The sequence below is a fragment of the Streptomyces avidinii genome, assembly GCF_045161815.1.
GTDB classification, from domain to species: domain Bacteria; phylum Actinomycetota; class Actinomycetes; order Streptomycetales; family Streptomycetaceae; genus Streptomyces; species Streptomyces avidinii.
On record NZ_CP108863.1, the window covers coordinates 3,676,613 to 3,690,264 of the forward strand.

General features: G+C 72.1%; 13 protein-coding genes. 8 read left to right on the forward strand and 5 right to left on the reverse strand.

Annotated elements, in window-relative coordinates; translation table 11 throughout:
* Window positions 1-85 precede the first annotated feature (85 nt).
* Window positions 86-664: a VanZ family protein gene (locus OG373_RS16045; RefSeq protein ID WP_405439003.1), complete on the forward strand. Its 579-nt coding sequence runs from the start codon at window positions 86-88 to the stop codon at window positions 662-664.
* A gap of 38 nt (window positions 665-702) precedes the next feature.
* Window positions 703-903: a PspC domain-containing protein gene (locus OG373_RS16050; protein WP_405439004.1), complete on the forward strand. Its 201-nt coding sequence runs from the start codon at window positions 703-705 to the stop codon at window positions 901-903.
* Window positions 904-979: 76 nt separating this feature from the next.
* On the opposite strand, the gene OG373_RS16055 is transcribed toward OG373_RS16050, so the two are convergent.
* The 3 genes from OG373_RS16055 to OG373_RS16065 all read right to left on the reverse strand — a co-directional run bounded on the left by OG373_RS16055 (window position 980) and on the right by OG373_RS16065 (window position 3,426).
* The gene (locus OG373_RS16055; protein ID WP_405439005.1) at window positions 980-1,741 is read right to left on the reverse strand and encodes a hypothetical protein; all 762 of its coding nucleotides are present in this window, start codon (window positions 1,739-1,741) and stop codon (window positions 980-982) included.
* A 139-nt stretch (window positions 1,742-1,880) separates the two neighbouring features.
* Window positions 1,881-2,138 (reverse strand): hypothetical protein, encoded by a 258-nt coding sequence (locus OG373_RS16060; protein WP_030387576.1) that lies wholly within the window; start codon window positions 2,136-2,138, stop codon window positions 1,881-1,883.
* A 139-nt stretch (window positions 2,139-2,277) separates the two neighbouring features.
* The gene (locus OG373_RS16065) at window positions 2,278-3,426 is read right to left on the reverse strand and encodes an adenosine deaminase (RefSeq protein ID WP_189970356.1); all 1,149 of its coding nucleotides are present in this window, start codon (window positions 3,424-3,426) and stop codon (window positions 2,278-2,280) included.
* Window positions 3,427-3,539: 113 nt separating this feature from the next.
* Here OG373_RS16065 and OG373_RS16070 point away from each other — a divergent pair, with 113 nt between their 5' ends.
* From OG373_RS16070 to OG373_RS16085, 4 genes are all read left to right on the forward strand, one after another.
* Entirely contained in the window at window positions 3,540-4,277 is a 738-nt protein-coding gene (locus OG373_RS16070; protein WP_405439006.1) for an alpha/beta hydrolase, read from the forward strand.
* Between the two features lie 71 nt (window positions 4,278-4,348).
* Window positions 4,349-4,720 (forward strand): cupin domain-containing protein, encoded by a 372-nt coding sequence (locus tag OG373_RS16075; protein ID WP_405439007.1) that lies wholly within the window; start codon window positions 4,349-4,351, stop codon window positions 4,718-4,720.
* 315 nt (window positions 4,721-5,035) lie between these two features.
* Window positions 5,036-6,052, forward strand: coding sequence for a LuxR C-terminal-related transcriptional regulator (locus OG373_RS16080; RefSeq protein WP_405439008.1), 1,017 nt, complete (start codon window positions 5,036-5,038; stop codon window positions 6,050-6,052).
* 184 nt (window positions 6,053-6,236) lie between these two features.
* Complete coding sequence (locus tag OG373_RS16085; protein WP_405439009.1) at window positions 6,237-7,937, forward strand: BCCT family transporter; 1,701 nt, start codon at window positions 6,237-6,239, stop codon at window positions 7,935-7,937.
* 1,113 nt (window positions 7,938-9,050) lie between these two features.
* On the opposite strand, the gene OG373_RS16090 is transcribed toward OG373_RS16085, so the two are convergent.
* Entirely contained in the window at window positions 9,051-10,028 is a 978-nt protein-coding gene (locus OG373_RS16090; protein WP_405444073.1) for a LysR family transcriptional regulator, read from the reverse strand.
* 62 nt (window positions 10,029-10,090) lie between these two features.
* Here OG373_RS16090 and OG373_RS16095 point away from each other — a divergent pair, with 62 nt between their 5' ends.
* A complete protein-coding gene (locus OG373_RS16095) occupies window positions 10,091-11,374 on the forward strand; it encodes an MFS transporter (protein ID WP_405439010.1) in 1,284 nt (427 codons plus the stop codon).
* 90 nt (window positions 11,375-11,464) lie between these two features.
* Window positions 11,465-12,175, forward strand: coding sequence for a L,D-transpeptidase family protein (locus OG373_RS16100; RefSeq protein WP_405439011.1), 711 nt, complete (start codon window positions 11,465-11,467; stop codon window positions 12,173-12,175).
* A 2-nt stretch (window positions 12,176-12,177) separates the two neighbouring features.
* Here OG373_RS16100 and OG373_RS16105 read toward each other — a convergent pair whose 3' ends face one another.
* Entirely contained in the window at window positions 12,178-13,437 is a 1,260-nt protein-coding gene (locus OG373_RS16105) for an MFS transporter (RefSeq protein WP_405439012.1), read from the reverse strand.
* Window positions 13,438-13,652: the final 215 nt, after the last annotated feature.

Consider the following 13,652-nt stretch of genomic DNA (forward strand, 5'->3'; position numbering starts at 1 on the left):
CCGGTTGCGACCCGTTTCGCGTGCTCCCCACCACACCCTCTTCCGGGCCGGAACCAGGGCTACCGGGTGATGCGTCCTCGCAGGTGTGCAGCGTCATGAGGACGGCGAAAGTGCCGCCACCGCCACCGCGATCAACCTCCGTCTCCGCCTGCTGGCCGGGGTCCTGCTCGCCGCCCATTTCGTGGTCGTCGGCTGGCTGACCCTGCGGCCGCTGGACGTGCCCTGGGCCGCGGCGCCCAATCTGAGCCCGCTGGAGGGGATCTCGGCCGATCTCGCCCTCGGGCCCCTGGAGGCCGCAAGGCGGATCGGTGAGGGACTCGCGCTGCTGGCCCCGCTCGGGGTGCTGCTGCCGCTGATCAGCGGCCGGCTCGCGCCGTCGGCCCTGTCCGCGTGGTCCTCGCTGGCCCGGACGGCCGCTGCGGGCGCGCTGGCCTCGGTGTGCATCGAGATGCTCCAGACCGCGGTGCCGGGCCAGGTCGTCGACGTGGACTCGGTGCTGCTGAACACCCTCGGTGTGGTGCTCGCGCACGTGGCCGTCGTACCGGCGCTGCGGGCCCGGATGAGGCGCTCACACACCGTTTATCAGGGGGACACCCCGAAGATTTCCAGGGTCGGGCTCGGTCCCTGGACCGACGTTCTGTCGGCGGTCCAGCGGGAGTATTGAGGCATCGCAAGAAAGCGATCCCGACGAAGGAGAACCTCATGAGCGCCCTGGTCCGCCCCCGTGACGGCCGCTGGATCGGCGGAGTCTGCACCGGACTGGCGCGGCGTTTCGGAATTTCCGCGAACGCGATGCGCGCCATATTCGTCGTCTCGTGCCTGCTGCCCGGCCCGCAGTTCCTGGTCTACATCGCGCTGTGGGTGCTGCTGCCGAACGAGAAGCCCACCTCGGCCGCCTGGTAGACCGCCTACGGCCGCCCGCTCGTCCGGCCGCTCGTCCGGCCGGAAGCCCGCGCCCACGCGGCGGAGGGCCGGTCGGTCAGCCGGCCTTCTGGACCTTCTCCACCTGCTTGTCGGCCACTTCCTGCGGCACCTGGGCCTTCTGCTGGGCCGCCGCCACATTGAGGGCCATCAGTCGCACGACGGTGTCGCCCTCGCGTACGACGACCAGGTGGACCTGCGCCGAGACGCCCTCGGCGGCCGCGGTCATGGTCCAGCTGACGCTCTCGTCGCCGCCCGTCCGGTAGGCGGCGGCCTTCACCTCGCGGTAACTGCCGCTCTGCTTCTCGACCTTGGCCGAGAAGCCCGTACCGCAGGCGGCGACGGCGGCCTTGAGCCGGGCGATCAGCGCCTTGGCGTCGCTCTCGGAGTAGGAGCTGACGGAGGCGGACACGGCGAGCCCGATCTGCTTCTGGGAGCCGATGCCGCGGCTGACGGTCTCGCGCGCGGACGGGTCCGGCTCGTCGCCCATGATGTCGGCCAGGGGCTGGCAGGCCTTCTTGTCCGCCTGCGGCTGGCCGTCCGGGGCGTTCGGGTTCTTGCCCTGGGCGGAGATCTGGTACCCGGCCAGGTCGCCCGGTGCCAGCGCGGACCGCTCCAGCGCGCTGCCACCGGTCTTCGGCGCGGCCGCCCCGCTGGCCGCGGCGGACGGCGCCGCGGCTCCGGACGCGCCGGAGGTGCTGCCCGCGGAGCCCTTCGGATCGGGGGCCTTGCCCGTCGCGGGGGTGGTGGTGCTGCTGCACCCCACGGCGGCGAGGAGCAGGGCGGGGACCAGCGCGACCATCGTCGCTCGTGCGTTCATGCGCATGACCGAGAACCTCATACCCAAAGCGTCGGCGGGCAGTTGGTGGCGATCGTGGCACACGGTGCGGCGGGACACATACCCGATCGAAGGGGCATCCACCCACCGCACACGTGTACGCGTCGCGACGGGGCCGGTCTCAGCCGCCGAGGCCGTTCAGACCGTTGGTGAGCGGGGTCAGCACACCGGTGACCTGAGAGGTGGGGTCGCTCGACTGCTGGCCTTCCGGGCTCACGTGCTGCTGGCTGGTGACGCCCTGGAGCGCGCCGGTGGCGGTGCCCAGCGCGTCGGTCAGGCCGACCGCGGGGACGGCGGCGGAGGCGGTACCGGCGGCAACCGCGGCGAAGGCGACACCGAGAGCGGCGGTACCGAGGGTCTTGGCAGCTGACTTCTTCATGAAAAGTTGTCCTTGCGACGGGGAATTGAGCGGCTCTGAAAACTAGTCACTTCAAACCCTCGCCCGCAAACATCCTTAAATACGAGAAAGCGCCCGGGAATTCTCGCTCCCGGGCGCTTCCGTTACGTCACGCCATGACCTAGGCCGAGACGGAACCGCTGGTGGAAGCGGTCTGCTGGAACAGCCACTCCGACTTCAGCTCCGCATAACCGGGCTTGATCACTTCGTTGATCATGGCCAGTCGTTCATCGAAAGGAATGAACGCGGACTTCATCGCATTGACGGTGAACCACTGCATGTCGTCGAGCGTGTAGCCGAAGGTGTCGACCAGGTGCTCGAACTCGCGGCTCATGCTGGTGCCGCTCATCAGGCGGTTGTCCGTGTTGACCGTGAGCCGGAAGTGCAGCTTGCGCAGCAGACCGATCGGGTGCTCGGCGTACGAGGCGGCCGCGGCGGTCTGCAGGTTCGAGGTCGGGCACATCTCCAGGGGGATGCGCTTGTCCCGGACGTACGAGGCCAGGCGGCCCAGGGTCACGGAACCGTCCTCGGCGACCTCGATGTCGTCGATGATCTTCACACCGTGACCGAGGCGGTCGGCGCCGCACCACTGCAGGGCCTGCCAGATCGACGGCAGGCCGAAGGCCTCGCCCGCGTGGATGGTGAAGTGGTTGTTCTCGCGCTTGAGGTACTCGAAGGCGTCGAGGTGGCGGGTGGGAGGGAACCCGGCCTCGGCGCCGGCGATGTCGAAGCCGACCACACCGTTGTCGCGGTAGCGGTTCGCCAGCTCGGCGATCTCCAGCGCGCGGGCGGCGTGGCGCATCGCGGTCAGCAGGGCGCCGACGCGGATGCGGTGGCCATTGGCCTTCGCCCGGCGCTCACCCTCGCGGAAGCCGTCGTTCACGGCCTCGACGACCTCTTCGAGGGTCAGGCCGGCTTCCAGGTGCTGCTCGGGCGCGTAGCGGATCTCGGCGTACACGACGCCGTCCTCGGCCAGGTCCTCGGCGCACTCGGCGGCGACCCGGAAGAGGGCGGCCTTCGTCTGCATGACCGCGCAGGTGTGCGCGAAGGTCTCCAGGTAGCGCGGGAGGGAGCCGGAGTCGGCGGCTTCGCGGAACCAGATGCCGAGCTTGTCGGCGTCGGTCTCGGGGAGGTTCTCGTAGCCGACCTCGCGGGCCAGCTCGATGATGGTCCCGGGGCGCAGTCCACCGTCGAGGTGATCGTGCAGCAGCACCTTCGGGGAACGGCGGATCTGATCCGCGGTCGGCAGGTTGGGGGTCTCGCTCGTCATCTGCGCACTCTACTCCTACGCGCGTAGAGCGGAGCCTCGACGGCAGGCGTCGATATGTAACAGAGACCGTGCGGACGGATGGCGTACACCCGAAGGTCTGAGACTGTTCCGCCATGGCATTGCATGCGCCGCCGGCGCGCGGGGCCCGTCTGGGGCGGGCGGCCGGCGCGAGAACCGGCTCGGGTTCGACGGAAAGTGCGGTCAACGGGGTGGTGCTCCTGCTTCCCGGGGCGTCCAGATTCTCCCCCGGACCCATGCGTCCGCTCGCGCGGGCGCTGGCCCGTGCGGGCGGGGCGGAGGGGCTGGTCACCCACATGGTCATCCACGGCGGGGACTCCGCCCGGGAGGATCAGGCGCGGTGGGCGGCGGACGAGGTGGTGCGGCGGTACGGGGACGTGCCGGTCTGCCTGGCCGGCTACGACGCGGGAGGCCTGGCGGCACTGCGGGCGGCGGGCCACGGGGCCGTCAACTCGGTCGTGGCGATGGCCCCTTGCTTAGCGTCCGCCGGGACCCGGGCGGACTCCCCCGAGCCGGTGAAACAGCTGTCGGGACGGCAGGTGCTGATCGTGCACGGCACCGACGACGCGCGCAGCGACCCGGAGAGCTCCTTCCGGCTGGCGGAGCGCGCGAAGAAGGCGAACCGGGCGACGTGCCGCTTCGAGGTGCATTCGGACGGACACGGGTTGCGTGAGCACCAGCCCGAAGTGGTGGCGCTGGCCGTGGACTTCGTGCTGGGCGCGGTGTTCTCGGGGCGGTACTCGCGGCCGGTGACGGACGCGCTGGCCGCGCCGCCGCCGCTCGGCCTGCGGATGCCGCTGGCCTCGGGCTTCGGGAGATCGCTGAGAAGGTGAAGAGCGGCCCGGGCGCGCGTACCGTGAGGAGTGGACTCGGGGAGCTGCTTCGCTACCGGAGGCGACCGGCCATGGGTGGACTGATCCACAGGAACTTCGACCAGCCGGACGAGACGCGGCCCTTCGAGGCCGGGACGGGCAGGCTGGACCTGCTCGACATCGAGGGCGGGTCGGTCGGACGCGCCGTCTTCGAGCCGGGCTGGCGCTGGTCGCTGCACATCAAGCCGCTGGCGGGCACGGACAGCTGCCAATCCGCGCACACCGGGTACGTCGTGAGCGGCAGGATGAAGCTGGTCATGGACGACGGGGAGAGCGGCGACCTCGGTCCGGGCGAATTCATTCAGATCGCGCCCGGGCACGACGCCTGGGTCCTGGGTGACGAGCCGTGCGTCGTGCTGGACTGGACCGGCTACGGCGACTACGCGAAGCCGGACGCCGGCTGACGGGGCGGGCCGGGACCGGACCTTCCTGTGGTTGGGGGGTCGCGCCGGTCCGTCCGTACCCGCCGCTCCGCCCCCTCACGGTCGGATGGCACCGATGGACCCGGCGCGACCACCACGGCCGGCCGCGGGCGCAGCAGGACACGGGCCCCCGTCCTCGCCTGGGTGTCCGCTGCGCGCACCGCGCTTCCCCCTCGCGCCGCGCCCCCCACTGTGCCTCTTCGGAATATGCCGAGGGCGGCATTCCAGGCGTCGTCTTGCCGCCTTGCGGGAACACGAGGGGTTTATAAATCCGGATAACTCGGGACGCATGTGCATATGCCTGCCGAGGAATCCGGGGCGGCCGGAGCCGCCGGGGAGCTGAGCCCCGCCGCCCGGCGCCTGTACGCGTACGCCGTGGAGCGGCATGCCTTCGACGCGTGCGAGGCCACCGGCGCCCTGGGCGTGCGCGCGGCCGCCGCCATCACCGAGCTGGCCGCCGCGCACCTGCTCCAGCGGGCCCCGGGCGAGGACCCGGACCGCTGGAGCGCGGTGGCCCCCCGGGCGGCGGCGGCCCGGGCCCTGACCCCGCTGGCCCTGCTCGTACGGGAGACCCACGACGAGATGGACCGGCTGCGCGGGCGGCTGGAGGCGCTGGTGCCCGCGTACGAGGCGGGGACCGCGCACCGGGACCTGAGCGGGTCGGGCCGCCTGGAGCTGGTCACGGACCTCGGCGCGGTACGGGGACTGATCACGGAGCTGGTCGCCGCGTGCGAGCGGGAGCTGCTGACCTCGCAGCCCGGCGGGGGCCGTCCGCTGGAGACCCTGGAGGAGTCGATCGGGCGGGACGAGTCGCTGCTGACGCGCGGGGTCTCGATGCGGACGATCTACCAGCACACGGCACGCTACTCGCGGCCCACGGCGGCCTACGTCGAGCGGGTGACGGCGCTGGGGGCGCAGGTACGCACCCTGGGCGACGGGCTGATGCGCATGCTGATCTTCGACGACCACACGGGCCTGATGGCGGTGCCGGACCGCAGCGGGGCGGCGCTGGTGGTGCGGGAGCCGAGCGTCGTGCACTTCATGACGGCGACCTTCGAGCGCTCCTGGCCGGGCGCGGAGCCCTTCCCCACGTCGGTGAGCCCGGAGGCGGCCCGGTCCATCTCGGACGAGCTGCGGCAGACGATCGTCCGGCTGCTGTCGGAGGGGCTGGAGGACAAGGTGATCGCGCGCCGTCTGGGCATGTCGGAACGGACCTGCCAGCGGCACATCGCGGAGATCATGCGCGCGGTGGGCGCCAAGTCCCGCTTCCAGGCGGGCTACTTGCTCTCGGCCGTGCCACCCCCGACCACGTAACCCTCGACCGCACTCAGCCCCGCCGCGCCCCCGTCAGCCCCGTCAGGCCCCCTTCGGCCTCGCCGGCCGCACCCAGCCTCGCCGCCGCCCCAGACTCCGCGCCTCAAACGCCGGCGAGGCTGAGTGGTATACATGACGATCTGTCACGATATGCCGTTCCCGTCCTCGGGTGAAAGGGGCTTCCTTGCCGGCCGACACGCGTTCCCGCACGGACAAGGTGGTCTTCGGGGTCACCGCGGGCCTGACCCTCGCCTTCGTACTGTGGGGCGCCGTGGCAACGGACTCGCTGGAGAGCGTGTCGAGCAGCCTGCTCGAAGCGCTCATCCACAACGGCGGCTGGGCCTTCATGCTCGCCGCCAGCGGCTTCGTCGTCTTCGCCCTCTGGCTGGCGATCAGCCGCTACGGCCGGATCCGCCTCGGCCGCGAGGACGAGGTCCCGGAGTTCCGTACCGTCTCCTGGGTCGCCATGATGTTCAGCGCCGGCATGGGCATCGGACTCATGTTCTACGGCGTCAGCGAACCCCTGGCCCACTACGGGACGCCCCCGCCCGGCACGCACCCGGTCGACTCCGCCGAGCGGATGCAGACGGCGATGGCCACCACGCTGTTCCACTGGACGCTCCACCCGTGGGCGATCTACGCGGTGGTCGGGCTCGCCATCGCCTACAGCACCTTCCGCCGCAACCGCCGCCAGACGATCAGCGCCGCGTTCGAGCCGCTGATCGGCGCCCGGCACGCCCACGGCGGGGCCGGCCGGGTCATCGACATCGTGGCGATCTTCGCCACCCTCTTCGGCTCCGCGGCCTCGCTCGGCCTCGGGGCCCTCCAGATCGGCAGCGGGTTCCGTGAGCTGGGGTGGATGGACTCGGTCGGCACGGCGCTCCTCGTGGGCATCATCGCGGTCCTGACCGTCGCCTTCGTCGCCTCCGCGGTCTCCGGCGTGGAGCGGGGCATCCAGTGGCTGTCGAACATCAACATGGTGCTCGCCCTCGTGCTCGTCGTGTTCGTGTTCATCGCCGGGCCGACCATCATCGTGCTCGACCTCCTGCCCACGTCCCTGGGCGCCTACCTCGGCGACCTCCCCCAGCTCATCGGCCGTACCGAGGCCACCGGTGCCGGCGAGGTCGCCGAATGGCTGGGCAGCTGGACGGTCTTCTACTGGGCGTGGTGGATCTCCTGGACCCCGTTCGTCGGCATGTTCATCGCCCGGATCAGCCGCGGCCGCACCATCCGGCAGTTCATCGGCGGCGTCATCCTCGTACCGAGCACGGTCAGCCTGCTGTGGTTCGCCGTCTTCGGCGGCACGGCCATGAAACTGCGGGAGAGCGGTGAACTCGCCCGGGAGACCACCCCCGAGGGGCAGCTCTTCGGGCTGCTCCAGCAGTTCCCCCTCCCCACCGTCATGAGCCTGCTGGTCATGGTCCTCGTCGCCATCTTCTTCGTCTCCGGCGCCGACGCCGCCTCCATCGTGATGGGCACGCTCTCGCAGAAGGGCGTCCTCGAACCGTCCCGGCCGGTGGTCGTCTTCTGGGGCGTGGTGACCGGCGCCGTCGCGGCCGTCATGCTCCTCATCGGCAACGGCGAGGGCGACGCGCTCGCCGGACTGCAGAACCTGACGATCCTCGTGGCGGCGCCGTTCACCCTGGTCATGATCGGTATGTGCGTGGCACTCATGCGCGACCTGCGCCGGGATCCGCTCATCGTCCAGGGCGAACAGGGCGAGGAAGCCATGGCCGTGGCGGTGGCCGCGGGCCACGAGGAGTACGGCGGCAACTTCGAACTCCGCATCGGCCCGTCCGGCGACCCCCAACCGGACGCCCCGCAACCCCCCTCCGCCTCCCCGCCACCGGGCGGTCCGGGCTCTGCCCAAGGGCTGTCCCGGTAGAAGTAGCCGCGCAGTCGGGGGCTGCGCGCGGCGGGCAGCCGGGCCAGTGTGCCCGTGAAGGCGACCGGGTGGGGCCGGAGCGGCCAGGGTGGGTGCGGCCCCGGGTAGTCGTCGCGCAGGACGCCCTCCGGCAGCCGGCCCGACGCCGGGACCGGCGCGGTCTCTTCGGCCCGGGGCAAAGCCAGGTACGCCCAGACCCCCGTGTCCAGCGGTACGACCGCCGCCGTGCCGGCCGGTGGCCGCCACGGCTCCCCGGTCAGCGGATGGCGCGGGACGAGCAGGATGTCGGCGGCGTGCCCGGTTGCTCCGATCCCCGGCCCGGCGAGGGCCACGGACCTGGCCGGAAGCCCGGACGATCGGAACCCGGCGACGGCGGGGCCGAACATCTCCTCGACGAGACCGCCGGGCAGCGTCACCGGTGCGCGGTCGCAGGCCGCCACCAGGTACGCGAGGGCCACCCCGGCCGCCGCCTCCCAGCGGCGGCTCCACGAACCGTCGAGCTCGACGGGCGGAACGGCGTACGACTCCCGCAGCAGGTCGTCCCATTCGGGCGGAGCCGCGGCGGGGAGCCCGGAGGGCCGGCGCTCCACCGCGGCGGGCTCCAGCCACACGGCCTGCCAGAGGCCGCAGTCGTCCATCCGGGTCGCCACCGCGCTGCCGCACCCCTCGCACGCCAGGTTGGGACCGTCACGGCCGTCCACGCCCATGCAGTACCCGTCGCACTTCTCGGGGACGAGAGTCATGCCCCGGGAGTCGCCCGGTGCGATGACGATCCTGCCGCGGGCCCCGAAGGACACCCGGTACACCGGCGCGTACACGCCCTGGCCGGCCGCCCCCTCCTCTCCCACCTCGTCCCACAACCGCCAGGGCGGTCCGAAGGGTTCGGGGTCGACGGCATACGTCGCCGGCTCCATCAGCGGCGGATGCAGTTCCTCCCACGCTGCGTAGAGGGTATGGACGGGAAGGGCGACCCGGGAGACCGGAGCTGTCAGCTCGGTACCGCACCCGGCGCACGTGAACACGTCCAAACAAAATCTCCCTCGGCCCGGCGACCCAGGAATTGTCCCGGCCCCGTGGTGGACGGGCCAGCGCTTTTCGGTGTCGCCGCCCAGGTCAGCCGGTGGGCGGGTCCAGTTCGGGGATCAGGCGGCCGCGGCGGGAGAGGAGGAAGCGCTTGAACTCCGCCACCGGCGGGGTGTCGGGGTGGCCGTCGAGCCAGGCGAGGCCGATCTCGCGGACGGCGCGCGGGGCGGTGACCGTCAGTTCGACCACGCCGGGGCGGGCCACGGCCGGGGGTGGCAAAAGGGCCACGCCGAGGCCGGCGGCGACCAGGCCGCGCAGGGTTTCGGCCTCCTCGCCCTCGAAGGCGATCCTCGGGGTGAATCCGGCCTCCGCGCACAGGTCGTCGGTGATGCGGCGCATCCCGTAGCCGGGCTCCAGGGTGACGAAGGTTTCCTCGGCGGCCTCGGCGAGGCGGATGCGCTTGCGGGTCGCGAGCCGGTGGTCGTCCGGGACCACCAGCCGCAGCCGCTGTTCGTCCAGGCGCCGGGCGACCAGGCCGGGGGCGTCCGGCAGCGGGGAGGTCAGGCACAGGTCGAGTTCGCCGGCCCGGAGCTTCTCCAGCATGGCCTCGCCGTAGTTCTGGACGAGGGAGAACCGGATGCGCGGGTGGTCGGCGCGGAAGGCGCGGATGAGGCCGGGCACGGTCTCGGAGCCCAGGGTGTGCAGGAAGCCGAACGCCACCTTGCCGGCCGCCGGATCGGCGTCCTGCTGTACGGATTCGGCGGCGCGGCCGATCTCCGTCAGGGCCTGTTCGGCCGAGGCCAGGAAGGTGCGGCCGGCCGTCGTGAGGGCGACCGTACGGCCCTTGCGGGCGAACAGCGTGACGCCGAGGTCCTGTTCGAGCCGGACCATGGCGCGGGACAGGGTGGACTGCGGGACGCCCAGCTCGTGGGCGGCGCGGGTGACGTGCTCGTGGCGGGCGACCGCGACGAAGTAGGCCAGCCGCGGGGCCAGCAAAGTTGTCACGGCCATGTCTTCTACGTAACGGTTCATCGACATCCACGCCTCTGAGCTGGGTTGATGCATCAGTGGATCGATTATCGCGATTCTGTGCATTGGACGCATGAAAAACGCGGGCCTACCGTCGAAGCATGCCTCCCGTTCATACCGGGGCACCCGTCATCCCGGGTGCCTCCACCCCGTCGTCCCCCGCACCGCAGCCCCTCTCCCCCGGCCGCCCCGGCTACCGCCGGATGAGCCTCGCGCTCTTCGCCGCCGGACTCGCGACCTTCGCCCTCCTCTACTCCACCCAGGCGCTGTTGCCCGCGATCTCCGCCGGCCTCGGGGTGACCGCGGGTCAGGCCAGCTGGACGGTGTCCGCGGCCACCGGCGCGCTCGCGCTGTTCGTCCTCCCGCTGAGCGCGCTGTCCGAGCGGTTCGGCCGCACCCGGATGATGACCTGCTCGATGGTGATCGCCGTCGGCGTCGGCCTGCTGGTGCCGTTCGCGCCGAACGTGGAGTGGCTGGTGGCGCTGCGCGCCGTCCAGGGTGCGGCGATCGCCGGGGTCCCGGCCTCCGCGATGGCGTACCTGGCGGAGGAGGTCAGGCCGAAGGCCCTGGTGGCCGCGATCGGCCTGTTCGTGGCGGGGAACTCCATCGGCGGCATGAGCGGGCGCCTCGTCACCGGCTGGGCCGCGCAGTTGTGGGGATGGCGGGCGGGCCTGCTGGCCGTCGCCCTGATGTCGCTGGCGTGCGCGGTGGCCTTCCTGGTGCTGCTGCCCCGGGCGCGGTTCTTCCGGCCCGCGTCGCTGAACCCGCGCGCGGTGGGCCGTACCGTCGCCGGTCATCTGCGCGATCCGCTGCTGCTGCGGCTGTACGGGATCGGCGCGCTGTTCATGACGGTCTTCGGCGCGGTCTACACCGTGATCGGCTACCGGCTGGTGGACGAGCCGTTCTCGCTCGGGCAGGGCGTGATCGGGTCGATCTTCCTGATCTACCTGGTCGGTACGGTCTCCTCGGCCGCCGCCGGCAAGCTGGTGGCCCGCACCGGGCGGCGCGGCGCGCTGTACCTGGCCGTGACCACCACGGCGCTCGGGCTGCTGCTGTCGCTGTCCGACTCGCTGCCGGTGATCGTGCTCGGGCTGGTCCTGATCACCGCGGGCTTCTTCGCGGGGCACGCGGTGGCCTCCGCCGCGGTGAGCCGGACGGCGAAGACGGGCCGGGCACAGGCCTCCGCGCTCTACCAGTCGGCGTACTACCTCGGCTCCAGCGCGGGCGGCACCCTGGGCGCCCTCGCCTACCACGGGGCGGGCTGGGCGGCCACGGTCGGCATCGCACTGCTGGCGGTGCTCGGCGTCGTGTCGATCACCCTCTACGGGTCGCACGCGGCGCGCGTGCAGCGCCGTGTGCCGGCCTCGGCCGTGGGCGCGCGCTGACAAAATCTACGCCCCCTGTATGAGCAACCCCTGCTTGTTTTCCGGGCATTCAACACGGAGAACGACGCTGTGCGAGCAGGGGAGGACCGGATGGGTACGAGGGTCGGGGCGCGGATCGGGGCGCGGGCGGCGGTGCTGGGCGGGGCGGCCGCGCTGGCACTGCCGTTGGTGGTCGCGGGCGGCGGGGCGGCGCAGGCCGCCGCCTCCTGCAACCTCACGACGGGGCCGTACCAGCGGCAGGCCGAGCAGTTCCTCGGGCGGCCGGTGGACGGGAAACAGTCGGCGGCCGACTGCACGGCGATCCGGTCCTTCCAGGCGAGCCACGGGATCACCCCGACCCAGGGCTACGCCGGGCCGCTGACCTGGCAGACCATGAACACGATGCTGGCCCAGCGGGCGGCCGGCAGCACCCCGAACAGGGCGGGCCAGTGCCCGACCGACCGGGGGCGGATCGCCTGCGTGGACCTGACGCGGCAGCTGAGCTGGGTCCAGGACGGCGCCACCCTGAAGTACGGACCCGTTCCTGTCCGCACCGGCAAGGACGGCACGGAGACCCGGACCGGCCTGAAGAAGATCTACTACCGCAGCATCGACCACTGGTCGACGCTCTACAACGTCTCGATGCCGTACGCGCAGTTCTTCGACGGCGGCATCGCCTTCCACTCGACCACCAAGAGCATGTGGAACCCGCCCGGTTCGGGCGGCTGCGTCAACATGCGGTCCGCCGATGCCAAGGCGTACTGGAACCTGCTGGGGAAGGGCGAGGACGTCTACGTGTACGGCCGCAAGCCCGGTACGTAGCCTCAGGCGGACGCGGCGGACGCGGGGGCGGCGGCCGGTGTCCCGCTCAGGAGCTCCAACCGCCAGAGGCTGGCCCGCCGTTGCACGAGGGACAGTCCCGCCACCCCCACCCCGAGGGCCAGCCAGCCCGCCGGGCCGGCCACCATCACCGCGCCGGTGAGCAGCAGCGGGCCCGCGGACTTCTGGACGGACTGGGCCATGCCGGCCACCCCGAGGTAGGAGGCGCGCGCCTCCCGGGGCGCGAGGGAGACGGCGAGCTCCCAGGAACTGACCGAGCGCATCAGCTCCGCCGCGGTGGCCAGCACCGCCGCGGCGAGCAGGGCGGCCGAGGCGGCCAGGACCCCGCCGCGGGGTGCGGCGGCGAGGAAGACGCAGCAGGCGAGGGTCATCAGGCCGTACAGGGCGACCGCGTCCGCCGCCCGGCGGGGGCCCTCGACCCGCGCCGACACCCGTAGCTGCAGGACGACGACGAGCACGGTGTTGATGACCAGGAAGGCCGGGATCAGGGCGTGCGGGGCGGTGGTGTGGGCGACCAGCCACAGCGGCAGGCCGACGCCGAGGATCGAATCGTCGAGGTTCATCGGGATGTCCAGCAGGACGAACCGGAGGTAGCCGCGGTCCCGCCAGGGACTCGGTCCGCCCGCCCCGGCCGGGGCCGTGGCCTGGCTCGTGGCCTGGCTCGTGGCCTGCGGGGCGGTGCCGTCGGCGGGTGCGGCCACGAGCCCTCGGCCGCGCGGCTCCCGGGTGCGCCACACCAGGGCGGCGGCCACCAGGAACGACAGCGCGTTGGCGAGGATCAGCACGTGGTAGGCGCCCCGGGTGCCGACGGCGAGACCGATGGCCGCGAGGCCGGCGCCGAGGGCGTAGCCGGCGTTCGCAGAACTGCGCGACAGCGCCTGGTAGGTGGCGCGCTTCTCGCCCGCGACCCGGGTGGCGAAGAGCATCTCCAGCGTCTTGGCGGCCCGGTCTCCCAGGTGGGTGACGGCGAACAGGAGCAGCAGCACGCGGAAGTCGGTGGCCGCGAGCAGGGCGCACAGGGCTCCGAGGCGCATCAGGTGGCAGCCGATCAGCAGGGTGCGCACCTGGAGGCGGTCGGCGAGGTGGCCCGCCAGCGGCGATCCGGCGATGCCCGCCACCCCCGCCGCGCCCAGCAGCAGGCCCAGTTGCCCGGCGTCGAGTCCGACGACGAAGGTGAAGTAGAGGACGGAGGACGCGGCCCACACGCCGGTGCCCGCGCGGTCCAGCGCCTGGGTGAGCAGCATGATCCGTGCGTCACGGCCACCGGGCGGCCGGCGCAGTTGCGCCAGCAGCCCCGGTTCCCCCCGTCGTGGCTTCCGGATCTCCCCACCGCGCCGCATCCCAGTCCCCCGTTCGACCGCGTCCACCCGTCCAGGTATCTCGATATCGAGATACCTGGGGAAGCCTGCCGCAGATTAATCTTGACGTCAAGAAACTTGATGACGACATACATGCCGGG

Excerpts from the sequence above, each read along its gene's own strand:
- OG373_RS16050 (WP_405439004.1), top strand. The coding sequence starts at position 703 with ATGAGCGCCCTGGTCCGCCCCCGTGACGGCCGCTGGATCGGCGGAGTC.
- OG373_RS16055 (WP_405439005.1), bottom strand. The coding sequence starts at position 1,741 with ATGAACGCACGAGCGACGATGGTCGCGCTGGTCCCCGCCCTGCTCCTC.
- OG373_RS16060 (WP_030387576.1), bottom strand. The coding sequence starts at position 2,138 with ATGAAGAAGTCAGCTGCCAAGACCCTCGGTACCGCCGCTCTCGGTGTC.
- OG373_RS16065 (WP_189970356.1), bottom strand. The coding sequence starts at position 3,426 with ATGACGAGCGAGACCCCCAACCTGCCGACCGCGGATCAGATCCGCCGT.
- OG373_RS16070 (WP_405439006.1), top strand. The coding sequence starts at position 3,540 with ATGGCATTGCATGCGCCGCCGGCGCGCGGGGCCCGTCTGGGGCGGGCG.
- OG373_RS16075 (WP_405439007.1), top strand. The coding sequence starts at position 4,349 with ATGGGTGGACTGATCCACAGGAACTTCGACCAGCCGGACGAGACGCGG.
- OG373_RS16080 (WP_405439008.1), top strand. The coding sequence starts at position 5,036 with ATGCCTGCCGAGGAATCCGGGGCGGCCGGAGCCGCCGGGGAGCTGAGC.
- OG373_RS16095 (WP_405439010.1), top strand. The coding sequence starts at position 10,091 with ATGCCTCCCGTTCATACCGGGGCACCCGTCATCCCGGGTGCCTCCACC.
- OG373_RS16100 (WP_405439011.1), top strand. The coding sequence starts at position 11,465 with ATGGGTACGAGGGTCGGGGCGCGGATCGGGGCGCGGGCGGCGGTGCTG.
- OG373_RS16105 (WP_405439012.1), bottom strand. The coding sequence starts at position 13,437 with ATGCTGCTCACCCAGGCGCTGGACCGCGCGGGCACCGGCGTGTGGGCC.